General features: G+C 68.6%; 20 protein-coding genes. 8 read left to right on the forward strand and 12 right to left on the reverse strand.

The features are described 5' to 3' along the window. Window positions 1-142: 142 nt before the first annotated feature. The 6 genes from ACE3T8_RS00805 to ACE3T8_RS00830 all read right to left on the reverse strand — a co-directional run bounded on the left by ACE3T8_RS00805 (window position 143) and on the right by ACE3T8_RS00830 (window position 7238). Complete coding sequence (locus ACE3T8_RS00805) at window positions 143-703, reverse strand: Sua5/YciO/YrdC/YwlC family protein (RefSeq protein WP_374606008.1); 561 nt, start codon at window positions 701-703, stop codon at window positions 143-145. A gap of 128 nt (window positions 704-831) precedes the next feature. Beyond that, window positions 832-3405, reverse strand: coding sequence for a DNA topoisomerase I (locus tag ACE3T8_RS00810; protein WP_374606009.1), 2574 nt, complete (start codon window positions 3403-3405; stop codon window positions 832-834). A gap of 190 nt (window positions 3406-3595) precedes the next feature. After that, the gene (locus ACE3T8_RS00815; RefSeq protein ID WP_374606011.1) at window positions 3596-4306 is read right to left on the reverse strand and encodes an RDD family protein; all 711 of its coding nucleotides are present in this window, start codon (window positions 4304-4306) and stop codon (window positions 3596-3598) included. Beyond that, complete coding sequence (locus tag ACE3T8_RS00820) at window positions 4303-4791, reverse strand: DUF494 family protein (protein WP_374606012.1); 489 nt, start codon at window positions 4789-4791, stop codon at window positions 4303-4305. Before ACE3T8_RS00820 ends, ACE3T8_RS00815 begins: the two co-directional genes overlap by 4 nt. Before the next feature lie 40 nt (window positions 4792-4831). Further along, window positions 4832-5962: a DNA-processing protein DprA gene (dprA, locus tag ACE3T8_RS00825; RefSeq protein ID WP_374606014.1), complete on the reverse strand. Its 1131-nt coding sequence runs from the start codon at window positions 5960-5962 to the stop codon at window positions 4832-4834. Window positions 5963-6050: 88 nt separating this feature from the next. Next, window positions 6051-7238, reverse strand: coding sequence for a LysM peptidoglycan-binding domain-containing protein (locus tag ACE3T8_RS00830; protein WP_374606125.1), 1188 nt, complete (start codon window positions 7236-7238; stop codon window positions 6051-6053). A 158-nt stretch (window positions 7239-7396) separates the two neighbouring features. Between ACE3T8_RS00830 and def the strand changes: the two genes are divergently transcribed. The 4 genes from def (at window position 7397) to ACE3T8_RS00850 (ending at window position 11845) form a co-directional block, all read left to right on the forward strand. Further along, complete coding sequence (gene def, locus ACE3T8_RS00835) at window positions 7397-7906, forward strand: peptide deformylase (RefSeq protein ID WP_374606016.1); 510 nt, start codon at window positions 7397-7399, stop codon at window positions 7904-7906. Between the two features lie 68 nt (window positions 7907-7974). Continuing rightward, window positions 7975-8892 (forward strand): methionyl-tRNA formyltransferase, encoded by a 918-nt coding sequence (gene fmt, locus ACE3T8_RS00840; protein WP_374606017.1) that lies wholly within the window; start codon window positions 7975-7977, stop codon window positions 8890-8892. Continuing rightward, the gene (gene rsmB / locus ACE3T8_RS00845) at window positions 8889-10172 is read left to right on the forward strand and encodes a 16S rRNA (cytosine(967)-C(5))-methyltransferase RsmB (RefSeq protein ID WP_374606018.1); all 1284 of its coding nucleotides are present in this window, start codon (window positions 8889-8891) and stop codon (window positions 10170-10172) included. The genes fmt and rsmB overlap by 4 nt, the downstream gene beginning before the upstream one ends. Window positions 10173-10195: 23 nt before the next feature. Next, window positions 10196-11845: an ArnT family glycosyltransferase gene (locus tag ACE3T8_RS00850; protein ID WP_374606019.1), complete on the forward strand. Its 1650-nt coding sequence runs from the start codon at window positions 10196-10198 to the stop codon at window positions 11843-11845. Here ACE3T8_RS00850 and ACE3T8_RS00855 read toward each other — a convergent pair. Continuing rightward, window positions 11842-12687 (reverse strand): DUF5672 family protein, encoded by an 846-nt coding sequence (locus tag ACE3T8_RS00855; protein ID WP_374606021.1) that lies wholly within the window; start codon window positions 12685-12687, stop codon window positions 11842-11844. The two genes, ACE3T8_RS00850 and ACE3T8_RS00855, sit on opposite strands and share 4 nt — an antisense overlap. 109 nt (window positions 12688-12796) lie before the next feature. Between ACE3T8_RS00855 and ACE3T8_RS00860 the strand changes: the two genes are divergently transcribed. Next, window positions 12797-13891 carry a glycosyltransferase gene (locus ACE3T8_RS00860; protein ID WP_374606023.1) on the forward strand — a complete coding sequence of 365 codons (1095 nt, stop codon included), beginning with the start codon at window positions 12797-12799 and terminating at the stop codon, window positions 13889-13891. Here ACE3T8_RS00860 and galE read toward each other — a convergent pair. Continuing rightward, window positions 13852-14877 carry a UDP-glucose 4-epimerase GalE gene (gene galE / locus ACE3T8_RS00865; protein ID WP_374606025.1) on the reverse strand — a complete coding sequence of 342 codons (1026 nt, stop codon included), beginning with the start codon at window positions 14875-14877 and terminating at the stop codon, window positions 13852-13854. The genes ACE3T8_RS00860 and galE overlap by 40 nt on opposite strands. Window positions 14878-14951: 74 nt before the next feature. On the opposite strand from galE, the gene ACE3T8_RS00870 reads away from it, so the two are divergent. Continuing rightward, window positions 14952-16568: an ArnT family glycosyltransferase gene (locus ACE3T8_RS00870; RefSeq protein WP_374606027.1), complete on the forward strand. Its 1617-nt coding sequence runs from the start codon at window positions 14952-14954 to the stop codon at window positions 16566-16568. On the opposite strand, the gene ACE3T8_RS00875 is transcribed toward ACE3T8_RS00870, so the two are convergent. Genes ACE3T8_RS00875 through ACE3T8_RS00885 form a run of 3 tightly spaced genes read right to left on the reverse strand, consistent with a single transcriptional unit; the run spans window position 16527 to window position 19477 of the window. Further along, window positions 16527-18044: a PH domain-containing protein gene (locus ACE3T8_RS00875; protein WP_374606029.1), complete on the reverse strand. Its 1518-nt coding sequence runs from the start codon at window positions 18042-18044 to the stop codon at window positions 16527-16529. The two genes, ACE3T8_RS00870 and ACE3T8_RS00875, sit on opposite strands and share 42 nt — an antisense overlap. 3 nt (window positions 18045-18047) lie before the next feature. Continuing rightward, window positions 18048-18560 (reverse strand): PH domain-containing protein, encoded by a 513-nt coding sequence (locus tag ACE3T8_RS00880; RefSeq protein ID WP_374606030.1) that lies wholly within the window; start codon window positions 18558-18560, stop codon window positions 18048-18050. Continuing rightward, window positions 18557-19477, reverse strand: coding sequence for a lauroyl acyltransferase (locus ACE3T8_RS00885; protein ID WP_374606031.1), 921 nt, complete (start codon window positions 19475-19477; stop codon window positions 18557-18559). Before ACE3T8_RS00885 ends, ACE3T8_RS00880 begins: the two co-directional genes overlap by 4 nt. Window positions 19478-19517: 40 nt before the next feature. On the opposite strand from ACE3T8_RS00885, the gene dtd reads away from it, so the two are divergent. Together dtd and rpoD are read left to right on the forward strand one after the other, a co-directional pair. After that, window positions 19518-19958 (forward strand): D-aminoacyl-tRNA deacylase, encoded by a 441-nt coding sequence (gene dtd / locus ACE3T8_RS00890; protein ID WP_374606033.1) that lies wholly within the window; start codon window positions 19518-19520, stop codon window positions 19956-19958. A 105-nt stretch (window positions 19959-20063) separates the two neighbouring features. After that, window positions 20064-21923, forward strand: a complete 1860-nt coding sequence (gene rpoD, locus ACE3T8_RS00895) for an RNA polymerase sigma factor RpoD (RefSeq protein ID WP_374606034.1) — start codon at window positions 20064-20066, stop codon at window positions 21921-21923. 106 nt (window positions 21924-22029) lie between these two features. Here rpoD and lnt read toward each other — a convergent pair whose 3' ends face one another. Continuing rightward, a complete protein-coding gene (lnt, locus tag ACE3T8_RS00900; protein WP_374606036.1) occupies window positions 22030-24366 on the reverse strand; it encodes an apolipoprotein N-acyltransferase in 2337 nt (778 codons plus the stop codon). Window positions 24367-24395 lie beyond the last annotated feature (29 nt).

Raw genomic sequence — 24395 nt, forward strand, 5'->3', positions numbered from 1 at the left:
GGGGCGACGGCGCGACGTGGCAGAGGCCAAGAAACGTATCGCTTCATCCGAATAGAACACATTTTGTGCGATGCGACAACTCAGTTCCGGAAGAAAATTTCGTTGCCGCAGAAACTACTTACGCGTCATCCGGTAAGACGCTTCAGCGCAGGCTGCGACCATCGCGGGCGTCGCGGATCGGGGTGGCCTGCAGCAGCCCGCCGGTTTCGCCGGGGGCGATCGCATCGACGCCGGCGACGATGCGCGGATCCAGTTCTTCACGGGTGCGCGGCGCCGGCAGGGTGGCGATGTTGGCGCTGGTCGACACGAGTGCGCCGCCGAAGGCATCGCAGAGCGCAATCACCACCGGATGGGCGCTCACGCGAACCGCGATGCCGTCGTGATCGCCGGTGATCCAGCGCGGCGCACTGGCCGATGCAGGCACGATCCAGGTGTTCGCGCCCGGCCAGGTGGTGCGCACGGCGTCGCGCTGATCGGGCGCCAGTGCATCCATGTCGATGAAGGGCGCGAGTTGCGCTTCATCGGCGGCGATCAGGATCAGGCCCTTGCCGACCTCGCGTTGCTTGAGCGCGAGCAGGCGCATCGTCGCGGCTTCATCGCGCGGATCGCAGCCCAGGCCCCACACGCCTTCGGTGGGATAGGCGATGACGCCGCGCTTCTGGAGGACGGCGACGGCTTCGTCGAGCGTTGCTGTTGCGATCATGCTGCTCTTGCTCATCATCCCGGCGAACGCCGGGATCCAGTTCTTTCGTCCGGATTGCCGTGTAGTTGCCGGCGCGCCGAGCCACCCTCACCCCAGCCCTCTCCCGCCAGCGGGAGAGGGAGAAAGACTCAGAACGGCGCGTCTTCGCGCGAGGCCTTCTTGATGATGCGTTTCTTGCCCGGCTCAACCTTGCTCGCGGTCAGCAGCGGCTTGGCCGGCTCCGGATGCGGGCTGACGTAGGCCTTCTTCGCGGCGACCTTCTTGGTCGCTTTCTTGGCGGTTTTCTTCGCCGCCTTCTTCACTGCTTTCCTGGCGGCGGCCGGTTTTTTCTCGGCAGGCGCTTTCTTGGCGACGACTTTCTTCGCCGCGGCCTTCTTCGCGCCGAAGCCCTTGCGTGCCGGCTTGCCGGTCTCCGCCATCAACTGTTGCGCTTCCTCGAGGGTCAGCGAGGCCGGCTCGCGATCCTTCGGGATCTTGCCGTTGAACTTGCCGTCGCTGAGGTACGGGCCGAAGCGGCCATTGAGGACCTGGATCTCGCTCTCCGCCCATTCCTTGATGATGCGGTTGCGCGCGATCTCTTCCTTTTCCTCGATCAGGAACACCGCGCGGGCGAGGTCGATGGTGTACGGATCGTCTTCCTTCTTCAGCGAGGCATACGTGCTGCCCCGCTTGGCGAACGGTCCGAAGCGGCCGATGCCGACGCTGACGTCTTCGTCCTTGTCCTGGCCGAGCTTGCGCGGCAACTTGAACAGTTCCAGCGCATCCTCGATCGAGATCGTGTGCATCGACTGGCCGGGACGCAGCGAGGCGAACTCCAGCTTCTCGTCGGTGTCCTTGTCGCCGATCTGCGCATACGGCCCGTAGCGCCCCAGGCGCACGCTGACCGGCTTGCCGGACTTCGGGTCGGTGCCGAGTTCGCGCGCACCGGTGGCCTCGGTGCGGTCCACCGATTCGGATTTTTCGTCGACCAGTTGCTTGAACGGACCCCAGAACTTCTCCATCAGCGGGATCCAGTCCTCCTCGCCGGCGGCCACCGAGTCGAGTTCGTCCTCGAGCTTCGCGGTGAAGTCGTAGTCCACGTAGCGGGTGAAGTGCGAGCTGAGGAAATTCGACACCGCGCGACCCACGTCGGTCGGCCGGAAGCTGCGGCCTTCCATCTCGGTGTACTTGCGGAACAGCAGGGTCTGGATGATCGACGCATACGTCGACGGCCGGCCGATGCCGTATTCCTCCAGCGCCTTGACCAGCGCGGCTTCGGTGAAGCGCGGCGGCGGCTGGGTGAAATGCTGGTCGGCGTGGATGCGCTCCAGCGGAATGGTGTCGCCGGGCTTCATCAACGGCAGCTTGCGGCCTTCGTCGTCGTCGTCCGCCGACTTGCTGTCCTTGCCTTCCTCGTAGACGGCGAGAAAGCCGGATACGACCACGGTGGTGCCGCTGGCGCGGAAACTGTGCTCGCTGCCGGCGGCCAGTTCCACGGTGACGGTGTTGAGCGTGGCCGGGATCATCTGGCTGGCCACCGCGCGCTTCCACACCAGGTCGTAGAGCTTGCGTTCGTCGTCGCTGAGGAAGCGGCCGACCTGCGCCGGCGTGCGCAGGGCCGAGGTCGGGCGCACCGCTTCGTGCGCTTCCTGCGCGTTCTTCGACTTGGTCTGGTAAGTGTTCGGCTTGTCCGGCAGCGAGGCCGTGCCGTAGTCGCGCGCGATCACGTCGCGGATCTCGTCCAGCGCGTCCTGCGACAGGTTGACCGAGTCGGTACGCATGTAGCTGATCAGGCCGACCGTGCCTTCCTCGCCGATCGCCACGCCTTCGTACAGCTTCTGCGCAACCTGCATGGTCTTGCGGGTGGTGAAGCCGAGCTTGCGCGCGGCTTCCTGCTGCAGGGTCGAGGTGGTGAACGGCGGCGCCGGCCGGCGCTTGCGCTCCTTCGCACCGACATCGGTGACGTGCAGCGAACCGCCGGCGGCCTTCTGGATGCGCGCGCGCGCGGCTTCGGCGTCCTCGCCGTTGGTCAGGCTGAACTCGAGGTTCTTGGTGTCGCTGACGAACTTCTTGCCATCCAGCTTGGACAGGCGCGCGGTGAAGCCCTGCGAGGGATGCGCGACCTCGGCCTCGATCGACCAGTATTCGTGCGCCTTGAACGCCTCGATCTCCTCCTCGCGCTCCACGATCATGCGCAGCGCCGGCGATTGCACGCGGCCGGCGGACAGCCCGCGCTGGACCTTGCGCCACAGCACCGGCGACAGGTTGAAGCCGACCAGGTAGTCCAGCGCGCGGCGTGCCTGCTGGGCATCGACCAGGTCGCTGGCGATCGCCCGCGGTTGCTGCATCGCTTCCTTGATCGCGCGCGGGGTGATCTCGGTGAACACCACCCGCTGCAGCGGCTTGTCGCCGACCAGCCCGCGCTCGCGCAGGATCTCGGCGATGTGCCAGCTGATCGCCTCGCCCTCGCGGTCAGGGTCGGTCGCCAGGAACAGGTTGTCGGCACCCTTGGCCGCCTTGGCGATGGCCTCGACGTGCTTCTCGTTCTTCTCGATCAGGTCGTAGCGCATCGCGAAGCCGTGTTCGGGATCGACCGCGCCTTCCTTCGGCACCAGGTCGCGCACGTGCCCGTAGCTGGCGAGGACGGTGAAGTCCTTGCCGAGGTATTTGTTGATCGTCTTGGCCTTGGCTGGCGATTCGACGACGAGCAGGTTCTTGGGCATGCGGCGCAGCTTCCGAGGGGGCGGTGAAGGCGGCGTGACATCCCATCGGAGCCGCCGCCGCAGAAGCCAACGCCCGGGGTGCTTGGCCCCGGGCGCTCGATTCATCTCTTTTACAGTGGACTCACGGCGCGGGGGCTGTGTCAAGCCTTTGCCGCCGGCCGGTGGCCGGCCAGGCCCCGCTCGGACGGTGTCAGGCACCCGCGGCGGCGGCGCGCTCCACGTAGCCCTGGTAGGCCGGGATCGCGATCGCCAGCACGATGCCGAGGTAGAGCAGCGCGACAAGCGCGAGCACGATGACGGTCACGGCGCCCAGTCCTTTCTGCTGGCGACCCGGCTCCTGGGTGAAGGCCCAGCGATCCACCACCAGGGTGCTGGCGACCATGTCGTGCAGCCCGCGCTTGCGCTCGGTGAAGGCGGCCATGATGTAGCCGATGTAGAGGGTCATGTAGCACAGCAGGTGCGAGGCCCAACGGCCCAGGCCGCGGCCGCGGCTGATCCTGCGGCCATCGGCATCGGTGACCTTGATCCCCACCGCCATCTTGCCCAGCGTGGCTTGCGTGCCGGAGGACTCCATCCCGACGAAGTAGAGCGCGCTGATGACGGGGTAGGCCACGTAGATCGCGACCAGGAATCCCCCGATGGCGCCGGCGCCCAGCGCGTCGGGGTTCTCGAACGCCGCCAGGCCGCCACCGAGGGTCATCAGCCCACCGAAGAACAGGGCGTAGAAGACGATGCCGACCAGGATCGAGTCGATGCACAGGGCCGCCAGTCGTCGCCAGAAGCCGGCATACACCACGGCGTCGCCCGCACGGAACCCGTCGCCCATGTCCTCCACGACTGCTCTTGGCGGGGCGTACAGCGAGCCCTGGCCTTCTGCCAGCGCGGTGTCGCTCGTGTTCAATGCACCGGCTCCGGTTCGTCGAGGAACATCTGCGTTTCCATCCAGGCATAGGCCGCTTCCGACCCCGGCTGGTTGAACAGGACCATCAGCACCACCCACTTCAGGTCGTCCAGGTCCAGCTCGTCCTGGTCCAGCGCCATCGCCCGGTCCAGCACCAGTTCGCGTTGGTCGGCGTCGACGACCCCGTGCTGTTCCAGGAACAGCAGGAAGCCGCGGGATTCGACGTCCAGCTTGTCCAGTTCGCTGCCGTGGAAGATGCGGGTCGGGCCATTCACCCGCGGCTGGCCGACGGTGGGCCGTTGGCGTGCCAGGGTGTCGAGCCAGTCGAAGGCCTTGCGGATCTCGGCGCCGGAGAACCCGGCTTCGGTCAGTTCCCCGACCAGTGGGCTGTCCAGCGCGGTGAAGTCGTCGCCGGTGAGGATCGCGTCGTTGGCGAAATAGTGTTCGAAGAGGTACAGCAGGACGTCCAGGATGCTTTCTTTCATGTCCCCCGGCCTGCGCCCGGGCGGGCGCCGTGAACCGCTGTCAGGGCCCGATCCTGGCATAGCGTCCGTGTTCCGACGCGATCCGGCCGTCGAGCTCCAGCGCCAGCAGCATGGAGGACAGTGCCGCAGCCGTCAATCCGGTGCGCATCACAAGTTCATCCATACCGGTTGGGTCATGGCCGATGGCTTGCCACAAGCGGTTGTAGTCGCTGTCGGCGTCGGATGGTGTCGGCGCAGGCCCTGGAGAGTCCCCCGGCAGCGGCTCCAGCTGTCCGCGCAAGGCCCGGGCCAGGTCGACCACCAGCGGTGCCAGCGCGTCCAGCACCTCGACCGGCGATTCCACCAGCTGCGCACCCTCGCGCAGCAGGCGGTGGCAGCCGCGCGCCATCGGGTTGTGGATCGATCCGGGGATGGCGAACACCTCGCGGCCCATGTCCGCGGCCAGCCGGGCGGTGATCAGGGCACCGGATTTCTCCGCGGCTTCCACCACCAGCGTGCCCAGGCTGAGGCCGGCCAGGATCCGGTTGCGGCTGGGGAAATGCTGGCGCAACGGCCCGGTGCCCGGCGCGTGTTCACTGATCACCGCGCCCGCCATGGCGAGCCGGTCCAGCAGTGGGCGATGGCGCACCGGGTAGGCGATGTCCGGCCCGGTGCCGAGCACGGCCACGGTCGGCCCGGCGACGTCGAGGGCGGCTGCGTGTGCGGCGGCATCGATCCCGGCCGCCAGTCCGCTGGTCACGCACAGCCCGGCCCGGGCCAAGGCGCGGGCGAACAGGGCGGCATTGGCGCAACCGCCGGCGGTTGCCGCCCTGCTGCCGACCACCGCGACGGAGGGTCGCCACAGCAGGCCGGGGTCGCCGGCGACGAACAACATTGCCGGCGGCGAGGCGATCCGCCGCAGCAGCGGTGGGTAGGCATCGTCGCGCCAGCCGAGCAGGTGGTGGTGGCCGGCGTCCAGCCAGCGCTCGGCGCGGGCAATGGCCTCCGGCGCAGGGGTGCGGATAGCCCTGCAGGCGTCAGGGTTCAGGCCGTGGCTGGTCCAGTCGCGCGGGCCGGCGCGGCAGGCGGCCTCGGCGCTGCCATGGGTGTCCAGCAGCCGGCGGAGGGTGCTGGCCGGGGCGCCGCTGAGCAGCAGGCGAAGCAGCGACGCGGGTTCGGACGTGAGCGGCATGCGACCAGCATCCGCCGCAAACGACGACGGCGCCCGAGGGCGCCGTCGCGTGCCGGGGTCGGAAAACCCCGCGATCTCGAGCCGATGATCAGTAAGGCGCGTCCGGATGCTTGAGTTCGTAGCCGATCTGGGTCGGCTTGACGCTGCTCATCACCAGCGCGTAGCTGACATTGTTGAAGGTGCGGAACACCATCGCGTGGCCAGCGAACTCGTCCGGCAGGCGCACCTTGGACTCGAACAGGGTCAGGGTCTCTTCCTTGTCGAGTCCGCCCTTGATGGTGTCGAAGGTGGAGCTGCCGCGCCGCCAGATCGAGAACACGGTGCCGTTGTCGATGCCTTCGCGGGCGCCACCGGAGATCGCGATCACGTCGTGCGGGCCTCCGGTGCGGTACTTGTCAGCCACCGACATCACCGTCAGCCGGCCGTACTTCTGCTGTTCCTTCGGCGGGTGCGGGAAGAACTGCAGGTCGTAGGGCTGTGCCTCGACCGGCACCAAACGGTCGCCGACGCGGACGTCGCGGCCTTCGGCATCGAGTAGCAGGGTGGAGGCCTGGATCCCGGCGACTTCGCCGCGGGTCACGGTGCCGGTGGTCTGGGTGATCAGCTCATAGCCGAGCATCTCGGTGTTCTTGCTCGGGAACACCGCATTGGTCCAGAACTCGCCGGTGCCGCGGAACGTATCCCCGCGGGCATCGAGATCCTCGCTCTGGAACAGGTCGCAGCACAGGCCGGCGCGCTCGACGAAGCGGTAGCGCTTCTCCGCGCGCACCACCAGGTAGCGCTGGCCCGGCGCAGCTTGCAGGCCGCGGACATAGGCGACCTGGCCTCGCGTGCTGCGCAGGCGGTCGTCTTCCAGGCCGACCACGTAGGGCAGGTCGTCGATGCTGTCGACGATCCGCAGGTCCTTCAGGAAGGGCTCGATCTCGGACAGGTTGACCGCATTGACCGGGCCTTCCGCGCGCTGGCCTGGCTGCACCGCGACGCGATCCAGGTAGGCCAGGCTGAGCACGTCACCGGGATAGATCAGGTGCGGGTTCTTGACCTGCGGGTTGGCCTGCCAGATCTCCGGCCACAGCCACGGGCGCTGCAGGAAACGGCCGGCGATGTCCCACAGCGTGTCGCCACGCTTCACCACGTAGGTGTCGGGATGGTCGCCGCGCAGTTCCACCGCGGCAGCAAAAGTCGCAGCCGTCAGCAGTGCGACGGCAAGCAGAGTGCGTACACCACGTGCACGCGGCACGGCGGGACGTAGCGCCTTAGAAACACGTTCAAGCATTGCGGCCATCTCCCCGCTCCCCTTGGTAAAAAACCCCCTGAAGCCGACCCACTATAGTCCACAAACCGGCCCTGCTGGCAAGCACCGGCCCGGTCCGGGGCGGGTACAATCGCGAAGACTGTCGCAAATACGGACGATGACGTCCCGGACGCCCTGCCATGGCCCTGCTCCCCATCCTCGAATTCCCGGACCCGCGCCTGCGCACCAAGGCGGCCGCCGTTGCCCCCGCCGAACTGGCCGAACCCGCCTTCCAGCGCCTGTTCGACGACATGTTCGAAACCATGTACGACGCCCCCGGCATCGGCCTGGCGGCCAGCCAGGTGGACGTGCACAAGCGCTTCATGGTGATTGACGTGACCGAAGACAAAAGCCGGCCGCTGGTGTTCGTCAACCCGGTGATCGTTGCCCGCCAGGGCGAACAGGTCTACCAGGAAGGCTGCCTGTCGGTGCCCGGCATCTATGCCGACGTGACCCGCAGCGACGTGATCACCGTCGACGCGCTGGATCGCCATGGCGTGCCGTTCACCCTGGAGGCCGACGGCGTGCTGGCGGTCTGCATCCAGCACGAGATGGACCATCTCGACGGCAAGCTGTTCGTCGACTACCTCAGCCCGCTGAAGCGGGAGATGGTGCGCAAGAAGCTGGCCAAGGCGCGCCGCGCCGCCTGACCTGCCCCCGGATCGGCGGTCGCCGGCGTCCTGTCGCCGCGCCGCCGTCCACGTTTGGAGAACCACGCTTGAGGATCGTCTTCGCCGGCACGCCGGAGTTCGCCGTGCCCTGCCTGCGCGCCTGCGCGCGCCATGGCGAGGTGGTGGCCGCCTACACCCAACCGGACCGGCCGGCCGGCCGCGGTCGTGGCCTGCAGCCATCGCCGGTCAAGCTGGAAGCCGTGCAGCGCGGCATCCCGGTCCATCAGCCCGAGAATTTCCGCAGCCTCGCCTCCAAGGCCGAGTTGCGCGCGCTGCAGCCGGACCTGATGGTGGTGGTGGCCTACGGCCTGCTGCTGCCGCAGCCGGTGCTGGACATTCCCGTGTACGGTTGCTGGAACGTGCATGCCTCGCTGCTGCCGCGCTGGCGCGGCGCGGCGCCGATCCAGCGTGCGATCGAAGCCGGTGATACCCGCAGTGGCGTCTGCCTGATGCAGATGGAGAAGGGGCTGGATACCGGCCCGGTGCTGCTGGCGCAGGCGATCGACATCGGCCCGGCCGAGACCGGTGGCCAGTTGCACGACCGCTTGAGCGAACTTGGCGCGCGCGTGCTCGGCGATGCGCTGGGGTTGCTGCGCGCCACCATCCAGCTGCCGCCGCATCCGCAGCCGGAGGACGGCGCGACCTACGCCCACAAGCTGGACAAGGCCGAGGCGCGGCTCGACTGGTCGCTGCCGGCGACCACGCTGGCGAACAAGGTCCGCGCCTTCAACCCGTGGCCGATGGCCGACGCGATGCTGCTCGGCGAGCGCGTGCGCATCCACGGCGCGGTCGCGCTGGATGAGGCGCACGGCGCCCGTCCCGGCGAGGTCCTGCGCAGCGGCCGCGATGGCATCGACATCGCCTGCGGCGACGGTGTGTTGCGGATCCGCGTGCTGCAGCGCGATGGCGGCAAGGCGATCACCGCGGCGGATTACGTGAACGCGCGCCGAAACACCAGCGCATGAGTGCCGGCGTCAACGCACGCGTCAGTGCCGCCCGCGTCCTCGACGTGGTCCTGCATCGTGGTCGCTCGCTGAAGGCGACGCTGGCCGCGGCCCTGCCCGCGCTGGACGATCCGCGCGACCGCGCGCTGGTGGAAGCCATCGTGATGTGCGCGTTGCGGCAACTGGCGCGTTTCGATGCAGCGCTCGCGCAGTGGATGGCGAAGCCGCTCGAGGCCCGCGACCACGAATTGCGCGCGTTGCTGCTGGCCGGTTTCGCCCAGCTGGAAATGGGCTTGCCCGCGCACGCGGCGGTGGCGGCCAGCGTGGACGCGGCGCGCGCGTTGGGGCGTCCTCACCAGGCCGGCCTGGTCAATGCGGTGCTCCGACGCGCGCAGCGCGAGGGCCTGCCGCAGGCGGGCAATGAGGCGGCGTGGCCCGCCTGGCTGGCGCAACGCATCCGTGGCGACTGGCCCGCCCAGGCCGAAGCGATCTTCGCCGCCAGTGCGCAGGAAGCGCCGATGTGGCTGCGCGTGAATCGTCGCCTGCAGGCCCGCGATGCCTACGCCGAATGCTTGCAAGAGGCCGGCATCGCAGCCCATGCCGCGCCCGCGCTGGCCGATGCCTTGCGCCTGGACACCACACTGCCGGTGCATGAATTGCCGGGCTTCGATGCCGGTGCGGCTTCGGTGCAGGACGCTGCCGCGCAGGCGGTGGCCGATGCGCTGGCACCGCCGGGCGGTGCGCGCGTGCTGGATGCCTGTGCGGCCCCCGGCGGCAAGGCCGCGCACCTGGCCGAGCGCGATCCGTCGCTGCGCATCACCGCGCTCGACGTGGACGCGCGGCGGGTGCGGCGGATGCAGGATACCTTCGCGCGGCTCGCGCTCGACATCGACGCGCGCACCGCCGATGCGCTGCGGCCGGATGCATGGTGGGATGGCGTGGCCTACGACGCGATCCTGATCGATGCACCGTGCAGCGCGACCGGCATCGTGCGCCGCCAGCCGGACATCCTGTTGCACCGGCGCGAGGGCGACATCGACGCGCTGGTCGACATCCAGGCCAAGCTGCTCGACGCCGCATGGCCGCTGTTGGCACCGGGCGGGGTGCTGCTGTACGCGACCTGCTCGATCCTGCGCGCGGAGAACACGGCACAGGTCGAGGCCTTTCTGGCGCGCATGCCGGGCGCGGTGCTGGAACCGCTCGATGACACCTTCGGTCGCGATACCGGTGCCGGCCACCAGCGCCTGCCCGGCGATGACGGCATGGACGGGTTCTTCTACGCGCGGCTGAGGAAGCCGTAACCACGCATCGCTATGATCCCGCGATGACCCAAACCCGTCGCGAGACCTGGTTGTTCTGGCTGTTCGCCCTGTTGATCCTGGGCGCGGGGCTGGGCCTGCGCGATCCGTGGCCGGCGGACGAGCCTCGCTTTGCGCTTGTCGCGAAGCAGATGGTCGAAAGCGGCGACTGGCTGTTCCCGCATCGCGGCAGCGAGCTGTATTCGGACAAGCCGCCGTTGTTCATGTGGCTGCAGGCGGCGTTCCTGTGGCTGACCGGGAACCTGCGCATCGCCTTCCTGTTGCCCTCGCTGCTGGCGGCACTGGGGACGTTGTGGTGCGTGACGGATCTCGGTGCGCGGTTGTGGTCGCGGCGCGTCGGCTTGTACGCCGGCTGGGCGGTGCTGCTCACCATCCAGTTCACCTGGCAGGCGAAAAAGGCGCAGATCGACCCGCTGGTGGTGTTCTGGATCACCCTGTCCTGCTACGGCCTGCTGCGGCACGCGCTGCGTGGTCCGGACTGGCGGATGTGGGCGTTGGGCTGGGCCGCGGCCGGGCTGGGCACGATCAGCAAGGGCGTGGGCGTGATCGCGCTGTTCGTGCTGCTGCCGATGGCGTTCGCTTCGCTGCGTGGCTGGCCGGGCGTGCGCCTGCATGCGCGCAGCGCGAAATTCTGGTTGGGCCCGCTGGCCTTCCTCGCCGCCTGCGGGGTGTGGCTGGTGCCGATGTTGCTGGCTGCGCTGGGCAATGGCGGCGATGCGTATCGCGCCTACGTCAACGACATCCTGCTGCGGCAAACGCTGACCCGCTACGCCGATTCCTGGCACCACGGCCAGCCGGCCTGGTATTTCATCGAAGTCGCGCTGACCGCATGGCTGCCGACGATGCTGGCGCTGCCGTGGGCGATCCCGGCGTGGCGTCGTCGCTTGCAGCGTCACGATGCACGTTATCTGTTGCCGCTGGTCTGGGTGCTGCTGGTCTTCGTGTTCTTCAGCATCCCCTCCGGCAAGCGCGACATGTACATCCTGCCGGCGCTGCCGATGCTGTGCCTGGCGCTGGCGCCGTTGTTGCCGGGCATCCTGCGCAAGCGCGATGCGCAGCGGTTGCTCACCGGGTTCGTCGCGGTGTTCTCGCTGGCCTTGCTGGGCGCGGGGCTGGCGATGCTGTTCGGCGAGCCCGGCTTCGAGCGCAGGTTCATGGACGGTCGCGATTCGGTTGTCGCGCATGGGCTGGCGGCGATGTTCGTGGCGTCGGGTGGCGCGGGTGTCGGTGCGCTGCTTTGGCTCGGGCGTCGGCGGGCGCAAGCGGCGTTGGTGGCGATGCTGGCCACGCTGTGGGTGCTGTATTCGCTGGTGGGTGCGCCGTTGCTCAATGACGGGTCGTCATCGCGCGGGTTGATGCGCGCGGTCGGCGCGGCGCTCGGGCCCGACGCGCAACTCGGCCTGGTGGGCTGGCGCGAACAGCAGTTGCTGATGGCCGATCGACCGGCCACGGATTTCGGTTTCAAGCGCGATCCGAAGCTTCAATTCGCAGATGGATTGAAGTGGCAGCGACAGGCCCCGTCGTCGCGTTGGTTGCTGGTCGAGGGTGAAGCCTTGCAGGCATGCGTGGACAAGGCGTTGTCGCGCGACATGGGCAATGCCAACCGCCGTCGCTGGTGGTTGCTGCCGGACGCCGCGACGTTGTATTGCCCCTAGGCGTGGTGCGAGCTGGTCTGCTCGATTGCGTTCAGAATCGGTTGCCAGAATGCCCGCACGTGATGCTTGTCGAAACCGTGACAGGCAAATGGAAGGCGGCCCGCATTCATCTTCATCGCCAAGCCAGGGCGGCGATCCATGCAGAATGCAACGGCTTCGCGGTAGTCGGGAATACGCATCTCAGGGATATGGTTGGGTGCCACGATCGACATGTAGCGGTCCTCGATATGGCGGTCCCGGTGATCAGGGTTCGCCAAGTGCCAATCGATGTCCTCGCGCAACTCGGCCACGATTCGACGCATCATGCTCAGACGGCGAAGCGAGAAGCCGCCATTCCCCACCTTGAAAAAATACTCGTCACTCTTCTTGCGCTTGCGGAACAGGTTGTTGAAGTTAAACAGCGCGCGATTGAGCGGTGTGCGCTTCGTCGCGATCCATGGTGCCCCAATGTAGTCGTACGCTTTGGCGCACCAATGATCTAGTCCGTCGTGAAAGACATAAGCATCTGTCTGGCAGACCAGGAGGTAGTCATGGTTTGCGAATCGCTCGTACAGTGCCTGCGAGAGCATCAACCGGTTGTAACCGACGATCCCGTCGAAGTAGCTTGCATCGAAGCGTTCCACTCGAGGCTTTGCCGGTGCCAAAAGGGCATCAAGCGGGCTCAAGTCCAGCCCCTGAGGGCAGACAATCGCGAATGGGTGGTGGCCGAGTACGCGCACTGAACGGGCCAGCGATAGGGCGGCGTCAGCGGACAGGTGTGAGGTATACAACGGCACCATCACGATCGCAGATGGCTTCTGGTCAGGTATGTTTGGCGCAATGGTGTGAGATGCATCGAGCACTAGAGTATTCTGCCGCTGGGCGGATGGCCGGTCACCATTTGTAGCAAGAAAGATCAGGCATATGCCGGCCGAACCATCCACAAATTCTCACTATCCAGTCCCGAGTCGGGTGCGCGTCCTCCATTTCGTCACCGGCGGCTTTTCCGGTGGCGCGACGCAAGTGGCGGTGCAACTGGTCAACGCCGCACGAGAAAGCACGGCGATCGAGCCGCTGCTGGTATTGCGACGCAAGCGCCATGCCGATCCCGCGCGCATCGACGAGTTGCGCCGCGCCGGCGTACCACTGGAACTGGTCGCCGGCTGGTCGCATGCGGCGACCATCGCTGCGCTGGTCGGCGTGTGCAGGCGCTTCAAGCCCGACGTGCTGGTGGCGCACGGTTTCAGCGAACACCTGTGGGGTCGCTACGCGGGCCTGCTGGCGAAGGTGCCGCACCTGGTGCATGTCGAGCACAACACCCGCGAGCGCTACACCGCGTGGCGACGCGCGCAGACGCGCTGGCTGGCACGGCGCACCGACCGCATCGTCGGGTGTTCGGAAGGCGTCCGACAGGCGCTGCTGGCGATGGACATGCCGGCCGAGCGCACCATCGCGATCCCGAACGGCGTGCGCCTGGAACCGTTCGCGCAGGCCGATGCGCATCCGTTCGCGCAGCGCATCCCCGGCATCGTCATGGTCGCGCGCTTCTCGAAGCAGAAAGACCACGCCACGGTGTTGCGTGCCCTGGCCCTGTTGCGTGAGCGTGGACTGTCGCCGCCGCTGCTGTTCGCGGGTGGCGGCAAGGACCTGCATCGCAAGCCGCTGGAGCGATTGGCCGATGAACTCGGCATCGCTGCCCAGGTGCAATTCCTTGGTGTGGTGCGCAACGTGCCGGAGTTGTTGATGACCCACCAGCTGGCGGTGCTCGGAACCCATTACGAAGGCATGCCGCTGGCTTTGCTGGAAGGCATGGCGGCCGGTTGCGCGGTGGTCGGCAGCGCGGTGCCCGGCGTGCGCGAGGTCCTCGAGGACGGCGTCGATGGCCTGCTGGTGGCGGAATCCGATCCGATTGCGATGGCCGATGCGCTGGAGCGCGTGCTCCGCGATCCCGAACGCGCCTCACGCATGGCGGCGACGGCGCGCGACGTTGCCTTGCAGCGCCACGGACGCGGGCTGATGAACCAGCGTTACGAGGACCTGTTCGTGTCGCTGGTGGGAGGCGCGTGATCCAGCTCCGCCGCGTTCCGCTGCTCGCAGGCCCAGGCGTGGGCCACGATGGTCTGCAGGTCCGCGTAGCGCGGCGTCCAGCCCAGCGCGGCGCGCGCGGCGGTGGCATCGGCCACCAGCGACGGCGGGTCGCCGGCGCGGCGAGGCTCCATCACCACCGGGATCGGATGGCCGGTGATCCGGCGCGCGGTGTCGATCACTTCGCGCACCGAGAACCCGTTGCCGTTGCCCAGGTTGTAGCGTGCGCTGCCGGCGCCGGCCAGCAGCTGGCGCAGGGCCAGCAGGTGGGCGTCGCAGAGGTCGGCCACGTGCACGTAGTCGCGCACGCAGGTGCCGTCCGCGGTGGGGTAGTTGTCGCCGTACACGCCGATTCGCGGGCGACGGCCGGACGCGACCTGCAGGATCAGCGGCACCAGGTGGGTCTCCGGATCGTGGCGCTCGCCGATCTCGTTGTCCGGATCCGCGCCGGCGGCGTTGAAGTAGCGCAGGCAGACAGACTTCAATCCGTAGGCGTGGTCGTAGTCTTCCAGCAGTTGCTCGACGAACCACTTGCTGCGCCCGTACGGATTGATCGGCGCCTTCGGATGGGCTTCGTCGATCGGCACGTACTGCGGTTCGCCGAAGATCGCCGCGGTGGACGAGAAGATGAAGCGCGCGATGCCGTGCATGCGCATCGCGTCCAGCAGCACCTGGGTGGCGCTGACGTTGTTGCGGAAGTACTTGCCGGGATCCACCACGGACTCACCGACCTGGATGAAGCCGGCGAAATGCATCACCGCCGCGGGCCGGACCTCGGCCAGCACGCGATCGACGAACGCCGCATCGCCCACGTCGCCCACGTGCAGTTCCTCGTCGCGCACCGCGCTGCGATGGCCGCTGCTGAGGTCGTCCAGCACCACCGGGCGGAAGCCGGCCTGGCGCAGCGCCTTGACCATCTGCGAGCCGATGTAGCCGGCGCCGCCGGTGACCAGGATGGTGTCTGCCATGGGAGAAGGGACATGCCGTTGGGGATCCGGATTGTCGCCGATGCGGGCATCGCCGCGCCTTGCCGGTGCGCGCCATGATCCGTGCCGTCGAGTGGCGCGACCTGCGCCTTCCGCTGCTGGCCTGGGCCGTGGTCGCGCTGGTCTCGATCTTCCTGCACGGGCCGGTGCCGCTGTATTCCACCCGCAGCCTGGCGGTGGCGTGGGAGATGTGGGACCGCGGCAGCTGGCTGGTGCCGTTGTTCAACGGCGCGCCGTATTCGCACAAGACGCCGCTGCTGCCGTGGCTGATCCACGCCGGCTGGCTGGTGGGCGGCGTCAACGATGTCTGGCCCCGCCTGCTGATGGTGTTGCTGGGCGGCATCGTGGTCGCCCAAACCGGCGTGCTTGCGCGACGGCTGTACCCGCAGCGCGCCGGCATCGCCGCGAATGCGGCATGGGCGATGGCGGGTTTCTGGTACTTCTTCCTGTTCGCCCTGCAGGTCATGTACGAGCTGCCGCTGGCGGTGGCGGTGCTCGGCGGGCTGATCGCCCTGTGCCGGCGCGATGGCGAGGCATGGCGGCCGTGGTGGCCCGGGGTGGCGCTGGCGATCGGCGTCGGCCTGCTGGCGAAAGGCCCGGTGGCCCTGCTGCACCTGGGCGTGCCGATGCTGGCCGCGCGCTGGTGGCATCCGGCGGCGCGGGCCGATGGCAGGCGCTTCGCGAAATCCGCGCTGCTCGCCTTGCTGGGCGGCATCGCCCTGTTCGCGCTCTGGCTGGTGCCGGCCCTGCTGCTGGGCGATCCCGAATACCGCGAGGCCCTGCTGGTCACCCAGACCGCCGGGCGGATCAAGGACAGCTTCGACCATGCCGAGCCCTGGTGGTGGTACGCGCCGACGCTGCTGGTGCTGATGGCGCCGTGGTGGTGGCAGGCCTGGTGGTGGCGGCAGGTCCCGGCGCTGTGGCGCGATCCCGGCAACCGCTTCGCCTGGATCTGGGCGCTCGGCATGGTGTTCTGCTTCAGCCTGATCAGCGGCAAGCAGCCGTACTACCTGTTGCCGGGCTTCGCTGCCTTCGCGCTTTTGCTGGCGGTCGCCGCGGATGCACGGCCACGCCTGGGGGTAATGCCGGGCATCGCGGTGGCGATGCTCGCCTTGGTCCTGCTGGCCTTCCCGCTGTATGCCGGTCGCATCGCCCTGCCGTACCCGGCGCAACTGCGCTGGTCGTTCCCGGTGGCTGGTGGCGCGATGCTGCTGGTGGCGCTGGCGATGCTGCGCTGGCGGCACCTGCCACTGCTGGCGGGTGGCGTGTTGGTGGCCGCCGCCTTGCTACACGCGGGCGCAACCCCGCTGATCCGCGACCAGTTCGACTTCACCCAGACGGCGCATGCGCTGGCCAAGGCGCAACGCGAGGGCGCGCGAGTCGCCTTCCTCGGCGAATACCAGTTGCAGTTCCACTTCGCCGGGCGGCTGCACGATCCGCTGGAGGTTGTCGATGAGGCTGCGGCGCGCGACTGGGCGATGCGGCATCCGCGCGATGTCATCGTGGTCAACACCCGCGACCGATGGACGCATGCGGGTGCGCAACCGATCGTGCAGCAACGTTTCCGCAAGCGCTGGATCCAGGTCTGGCGCGCGGGCGAGTGGCGCGCCCTGCCAGCCCAGCAGATCCCGCTAGGCCCGGCGGCGGGCGAGTTGCGCTACCAGCCGCGCTGACAGCTCGCGCGCCACGCCGGCGGGGAGTTGCCGCAGGTGCAGGGGCGCGCCGAACGGCGAGGCCCCGGCGGTATCCAGCAACAGGCTGGCCATGCCCAGCCGGCGATCCAGCGGCGATTGCGCCAGCCGCACCGCCTGGATCTTGCCGATCTCGGCGAAATTCCAGGTCTTCGACAGCCAGCCGGTCCGCCACGCCACCAGCCTTTCATTGCAGGCATGGCCGCAGGCGTCGGCGATCCGGCGTGCGCGCCACAGTTGCAACGGCAGCAGTGCCAGCACGGACAGGCCGGTAGCGCCGAAGCGCCAATACAACGCCGCGCTCGCGGCCAGCACCAGCAGCAGGCCAGGCACCGCGATCCGCAGCCAGGCGCGACGATGCAGCGGCTGCCAGTCCAGCGCATCCCAACCGGCATCGGGCAGGAAGTGGCGGATCAAGGCATCGCAATGCACGGGGGGGGCGATCGGTGCGAGCTCCTTCAGCGATTGCTGGTTGGGGTCGCCGCGCTGGCCGGAGGCGGTCTGCACGCGCAGGCTGCGCCGCTTGAACCAGCGATGCAGCACGCCCTCGTGCAGCGACCACGACTGGATCCGCCGGCGCTTCGCGCTGGAGCGGTAGCGGGCCAGCAGGCCGCGTTCGACGCGGATCCGCGCGTCGTCCTCGCGCAGGGTGAAGCCGTGGTACTGCAGGAAGGCGAGCAGGACCGAAAGCAGGCGTACCAGCACCAGCGCGGCCAGCACCATGCTGGCCACCGCCAGGCCGATCACCAGCGGGCTGTCGTGCGCATGTGCGCCGGCGAAGCCGGTGAACCAGCCGAACGCGACCTTGCCCCAGCGCTCCACCAGCACGCCGAACACGTTGTCGCCGGTCTGCGCCAGCGCGCCGAACGCGGCCGCGACCACCAGCATGCCGCGGTTGGAGATCAGCCCCAGCCGGAACACCTCGGCGTTCGACATCGCCAGCAACGGCGGCGCTTCGAGCGCATCGACCGCCTGCGCGTCGTCGCCGGCGGCCTGCCCGCGCTGGCGGATCAGCGCTTCCAGCGCTTCCGCCTGGTCCAGGCGCAGCACCCGCATCTGCGCTTCCGGCTTGATCCCGCCGGCGGACTCCAGGCGCACTTCGGCCACGCCGAACAGGCGGTGCAGCAGCGATTGGTGCAGGTTGACGTTGTGGATGCGCGCGTACGGGATCTCGCGCACGCTGCGGTGCAGCCAGCCGCTGCGCACGACGATGGCGTCGCCGCGCAGGCGGTAGCGATAGGTGAAGTACTCGGCCAGCGAGACCGCCACCAGCACGCCGACCGCGATCAAGCCCCACAAGTCGTTGCGGTCGCCGCGTCCGGCGAACAGCAGGACCAGCAGCGGCAGGATGAACTGCTTGAGCTGGGCGATCAGCACGAACATCCACGACAGCGGATGCAGGCGATGTTCCAGCCCGTCCTGTGGCAGTGCGGCGGTGTCGATGGCGGGGTCGTTCATCGGTCAGAGCGCGTCGCCGGCATCGTCCAGCTGCTTCGCCAGGGTGTCGCGCAGGTGCTGCGCATCCGCGTCGTCCAACCCGCGCACGGTGATCCCGCTCAGGTGCACCGCGGCGGTATGCACCACCAGCGTGGCCAAGCCGAAGCGGCGCTCCAGTGGCCCATGCTTGAGGTCGACATGCTGGACGCGGCTCACCGGCACCCGCGTTTCCCGCCACCACAGGCGGCCCTGGCGCAGCCACAGGCCGGCATCGTCCAGGGTCCAGCGCTGGTAACGCAGGCGCGCGCCCAGCAACGCGCCGGCCAGCAATCCGATCACGGTCGCGCCCGCGCACCACGCCAGCCGCCGCGGCAGTTCATCGCCATCGGCGGCGTACAGCGGGATCGCGAACGCCAGCAGCGGGATCGCGCCACACCACAGTGCGCTGGTCGCGGCATGCAGGCGCACCGCACGTGCCGGCGGTGCGCGCCAGTCGGTGGCGTCGTCGGTCGCGCGGTCGGGGTCGGCGTCGCTCATCGGTACAGGTCCAGGTAGGGATTGGCTTCGCCGCTGCCGGGCGGGCGCAGGGTATAGCGCTTGTAGGTCCATTGGTACTGGCTGAAGTCACGTCGCGCGATCGCCTCGATGCCGGCGTTGAGCGCGGTCACCGCACGCACCGGATCGGCATCGCCGACCGCCTCGGGTGCGGCTTCGACATGCAGCGCGAAGCGCGGCGGCGAGGTGCCGGGCAAGCGTTCGCACCAGGCGAACAGCACGCGCGCATCGCTGCGCGCGGCGAGCCGGCCCAGCAGCGTCATCGTCAAGGCCGGCTTGCCGAAGAACGGCGCGAACTCGCCCTCGCCGGCCTTGGGTTGCTGGTCCGGCAGGATCCCGACCACGCCGCCTTTCTGCAGGCGCTTGAGCAAGGTGCGCACGCCGGCGGCCTCGGCGCGGACCTGTTCGACATCGCCACCGGCATTGGCCCGCACGCGGCGCAGGAAGGCCTCGCCGATGGCCGATTCCGGCGGGCGATAAAGGATCGCCAGCGGCGTCTTCATCGCCAGCCAGTGGTTCAGCAGCTCCCAGTTGCCCATGTGCGGCGCGGCGACGACCAGCCCGCGCGGATCGGCGAGGGCGGCATCGAACAGGGCTTCGCCGCGGACCTCGGCGATGTCGGCCAGGTTGCGTGCCGCCGGTCGCGTCCACATGCGCATCGTCTCGAACGCCTGGCGGGCGGTGATGCGGACGATGTCGCGGACCAGCCGCTCGCGCGCCGCCGCGTCGAGGTCCGGGCGGATCAGTTCCAGGTTGCGCCGCGCCACCCGCGCCTCGCGCGCATCGGTGGCGATCGACAGCCGGGCCACGCCATCCGCCAGCAGGCGTAGCAACGGCCACGGCAGGCGGGCCACGGTCCAGGCCAAGGCATACAGCAGCGCGGCGGCGAGTTCGCTCATCCGGTTCAGTCTAGCCGGCGACGCGGGTTAGGCTTTCCGCATGCTCAGCCTCATCCAGCGCGTGACTTCCGCCTCGGTGGCCGTGGACGATGCCGTGGTCGGCGCCATCGGTCCGGGCCTGCTCGCGCTGGTGGCAGTCGAGCCCGGCGATACCGACGCGATGATCCGGCGCATGGCCGAGCGCCTGCTGGGCTACCGGGTGTTCGAGGACGCGGGCGGCAGGATGAACCGCTCGCTGGCCGACACCGGCGGCCGCCTGCTGCTGGTCAGCCAGTTCACCCTGGCCGCCGACACCCGCAGCGGCATGCGCGCGAGCTTCACCACCGCGGCCCCTCCGGACGAGGCGCGACGGGGGTTCGACCGCCTGGTCGAGGTCTGCCGGGAGCGGCACCCGCCGGGGGTGGAAACCGGCCGGTTCGGTGCCCATATGGTGGTGAGCCTGGTCAACGACGGCCCGGTCACCTTCCTGCTCCGGCCCTGATCCAGAGATCCTGAACGGCCCTGCGGGGCAGGTGTCCCCCCGGCTGGTATAATGCTGGGTTCCCCGCGTCCATCCCGACGCACCCCCGACACGGTAGCCCGATCCATGGCCAACGAACGGCAGACAGCCCCCCAGTCCGACATCAAGATCCTCATCAGCAAGGGTCTGGAGCAGGGCTACCTGACCTATGCCGAGGTCAACGACCACCTGCCGGACGACATGGTCGACCCGGAGCAGATCGAAGACATCATCGGCATGATCAACGGCATGGGCATCGAGGTCCATGAAGTGGCGCCGGATGCCGAGACCCTGCTGCTGGCCGGCCAGTCCGCCAGCGGCCGCGAGGTCGACGACACCGCCGCCGAGGAAGCTGCCGCCGCGTTGACCGCGCTGGATTCCGAGGGCGGCCGCACCACCGACCCGGTGCGCATGTACATGCGCGAGATGGGCACCGTCGAGCTGCTGACCCGCGAGGGCGAAATCGCCATCGCCAAGCGCATCGAGGAAGGCCTCGCGCAGATGAACGCCGCGCTGGCCAGCTTCCCGTGGTCGGCGCAGCTGCTGCTGGAAGACTACGAACTGCACAAGGCAGGCAAGAAGCGCCTGGCCGAGATCGTGGTCGGCTTCAACGATGGCGAGCCGGAACCCGAGCCGATCGCGGCCGTGGTCGTGGCCGACGAAGATGCCGAGGCCGATGACGCCGACGACGCCGAAGAGACCAGCGACGAGGCCGACGAACCCGCGCCGACCGGCCCGGACCCGGTCGAAGTGGCCGCGCGCATGGAGGCCATGGGCGCCGCGTTCGCGCGCTTCCAGAAGGCCTACGCCAAGGGCGGCGCGACCGCCAAGCCGGCGCTGAAGGCACGCGAGGAAATCGCCGAGGTGTTCGTCACCTTCAAGCTGCCGCTGCCGCTGACCGACGTGCTGGTGCGCAAGTTGCGCGACGTGGTCAACCAGGTGAAGGACCACGAGCGCCGCATCCTCGACCTGTCCACGCGCCAGGCGAAGATGCCGCGCAAGGACTTCCTGAAGGCGTGGGAAGGCAACCAGACCAACCTGGAATGGGTGGACGAACTGCTCAAGCGCAAGCAGAAGTGGGGCTCGGCCCTGCGCGACGTGCGCGAGAAGATCATCGCCGAGCAGGAAGCGACCATCGCGATCGAGAACGCGATGCACGTGACCCTGGCCGACCTCAAGGAAATCAACCGCGCGATGGCCTATGGCGAAGCCAAGGCGCGCAAGGCGAAGAAGGAGATGGTCGAGGCCAACCTGCGCCTGGTGATCTCCATCGCCAAGAAGTACACCAACCGCGGCCTGCAGTTCCTCGACCTGATCCAGGAAGGCAACATCGGCCTGATGAAGGCGGTCGACAAGTTCGAGCATCGCCGCGGCTTCAAGTTCTCGACCTACGCGACGTGGTGGATCCGCCAGGCGATCACCCGCTCGATCGCCGACCAGGCGCGCACCATCCGCATCCCGGTGCACATGATCGAGACGATCAACAAGCTCAACCGCATCTCCCGCCAGATGCTCCAGCAGTACGGCCGCGAGGCCACGCCGGAAGAGCTGGCGAAAGAAATGGACATGCCCGAGGACAAGATCCGCAAGGTCATGAAGATCGCCAAGGAACCCATTTCGATGGAGACCCCGATCGGCGACGACGAAGACTCGCACCTTGGCGACTTCATCGAGGACACCAACGTGATGTCCCCGATCGACGCGACCACCGACATCAACCTGACCGAGACCGTGCGCAGCGTGCTGGCCGGGCTGACTCCGCGCGAGGCCAAGGTGCTGCGCATGCGCTTCGGCATCGACATGAACACCGACCACACCCTCGAGGAAGTCGGCAAGCAGTTCGACGTCACCCGCGAGCGCATCCGCCAGATCGAGGCGAAGGCGCTGCGCAAGCTGCGCCACCCGTCGCGTTCGGAAACCCTGCGCAGCTTCCTCGACATCGACTGATCGAGCGTTGCCGCGATGTGCCCGCGAAACCCCGCTTCGGCGGGGTTTCGCATTTCTGCCGATGCGGCGGCGCGTGCCGGCGTTCGCTGGGATCAGCGGCGGCAGCCTACGAGTTCGACAGCAAGCGCCACAGCAGCCATGCCGGCGCGCCGATGAAATAGAGCGTGCGGGCACTGCCTTGCAAGGCAGCGCGGACGTTGCCCGCGTGCGCGGGCTGCAGGAGCAGCGCGGCCAGCGAGCCCAGCTCCACCAGGAGGCGCAGGGCCATTGCCAGCAATGCCGTGCCGATCGACCACGCCGCCCACCAGATCAGCAGGGCCGACAGGTAGGCCTGCAAGCCGAAGTTGGTGTACTCGCCGAAGCTGCTGCCGAAGGCGATGTGCTGGTGCAGGCGGAAGGCGGGCAGCGCCAGCAACAACGGGAACAGGCCGAACTTGAAGCCGGGGTGGTCGATCCGCCAGCGCGGCGCGGCGGCGCGTGCGCGGGCATCGGCCAGCACGGGAGACGCATGCCCGATCGCCAGCTCCGGCGCGCTTGCTTGCGCCAGCAACGTAGCCAGTGTCGCCGGATCGGCCGCACCGAGGCTCAAGGACGATTGCGCTCCCACGGCGCCGCGCACGTGCAGTCCGTGCATCGGCAGCGGCAGCCGCCATGGCGTGATGGCCGCCATGCCAGCCACCGGAAGCCTCTGACGTTGGCCGCGGCGGATCAGTACGAGTGCGTCACCCTCGATCCGTGCGGTGGCGATGCACCAGCGCCGCACCCACCATCCGCATACGGTGGGCAGCACCACGCCGAAAGCGAACAGCTTGAGTTGGACCAGCGAATTCACCTGCAGGCCATCGCGCAGCAGCATGCGCAAGCCGAGCCACCCCAGCGTGGCCCAGGCGGCAAGGGTCAACAGGCCGAGCAGGACGCGCATCGCGGGCGGCAGCAGTAGCACCTCGAGGCGGTCCGGGGTTGCCTGGGCCACGGGCGCGGCCGCGCGTTGTCGACGCCGGCGAAGCCGCCACAGGTCGGCGGCCGCAAGCAGCAACAAGCCGGCGAGCGCGGCCGCGCCGAGCCAGTTGCCCCATGCCACCATCAGGGTGCGCACGGGCGTACGGATCGGCATCGAGACGGTCAGCAGCGCCGGCTGGCCGATCGCGGTGGTCGCCAACCGCGTGCCGGACGGATCGATCACCGCGCTGATTCCGTTTGCGGTGACCCGGAATTGCGGCAGCCGGGTCTCGATGCTGCGGAACGCCGCCACCGCAAGATGCAGTTCGGCACCCTGCGCATGCGTGCTGAACCAGGAGTCGTTGGACATGCCGATGATCGCCTGCGCACCGAGGCGCGCGCCCTCGAGAGCCAACGAAACGTCCACGTCGTCCAGGCAGATCAGCGGCACCACCGGGATCTCGCGGCCGTCGGCCAGTTGCAACGGGAACACGCGCGCGCCATTACCCGCCTGCCAGCTGCCGGTCCACGGCATCCAGCGCCGCAGCGCGGGGCTGTCCAGCCAGGGCGGCACGTGTTCGGTCAGCGGAAACGGATGGGTCTTGCGGTACATGCCCACCAGGCGTCCGTCGGCAGCCATGAATGCAGCGGCGTTGTACTCGCCGGCGGCATCCATGTCGTAGGTGCCGAACACCAGCGGCACGCGCGCGTTGGCGACGAACGCGCGAATCTCGTCGTCGAGCGCCGCACCGTCCTCGCTCCTCGCTTGGCCGAAGGTGGTCGGGTACACGGTCTCCGACCACAGCATCACGTCGGCACCGCCCTCGACCGCCGCGCGCGACATCGCGAAATGGGTATCGAGCACCTCGCGCACCACCGCGTAGGCGCCGCGTTCGCGGCGCAGGCGCTCGTAGTCGACGATGTTCGACTGCACCATCCCGATGCGCAGCGGATCGCCTTCGCTTGCGGCGGCCGCGAGGGTGGAGGCACGCCAGCTTCCGTACCCCAGCCATGCGACGACCATCGCGCAGACCAGCCCCAATGGTCGGATCCACGCACGCGCGCCGGCATCGCGACGGCGGATCGCCAGCGCGATGCCTTCGTTGGCCAACAGCAGCAGCACGGTGATGCCCGCGGCACCGCCAAGGTCGGCCAGTTGGCGCAGCGGCAGCGAGGGATACAGTCCATGGCCAAGGGTGTCCCCCAGCAGCTTCGGGAACAGCCATTCGCAGCCGACCCACGCGCAGGCGCCGGCAAGCGCGCGCAGCCCCGCGCCGTGCTGGCGCCCGACCTGTTGGCGCACTAGTGCAAACACGAGCAGTTGCGGTTGCAGCAGTGGCGATGCGAGCAGCAGCAACAGCATGCCAGCGGGACTCCCGAGGCCGGTGAAGTCGCCGATCGCATGGCCGAACCAGGCGAATGCCGCAGCGCTGAAGGCAACGCTCATCGCGACCCCGCCCGCGAGCGCGCGGGCAAGCGAGGTGCGTGCGTCCAGGGCCAGCAACTACGGCACCAGCGCGATGAAGCCGAACA

The organism is Thermomonas sp. (assembly GCF_041919455.1).
Classification (GTDB): domain Bacteria; phylum Pseudomonadota; class Gammaproteobacteria; order Xanthomonadales; family Xanthomonadaceae; genus Thermomonas.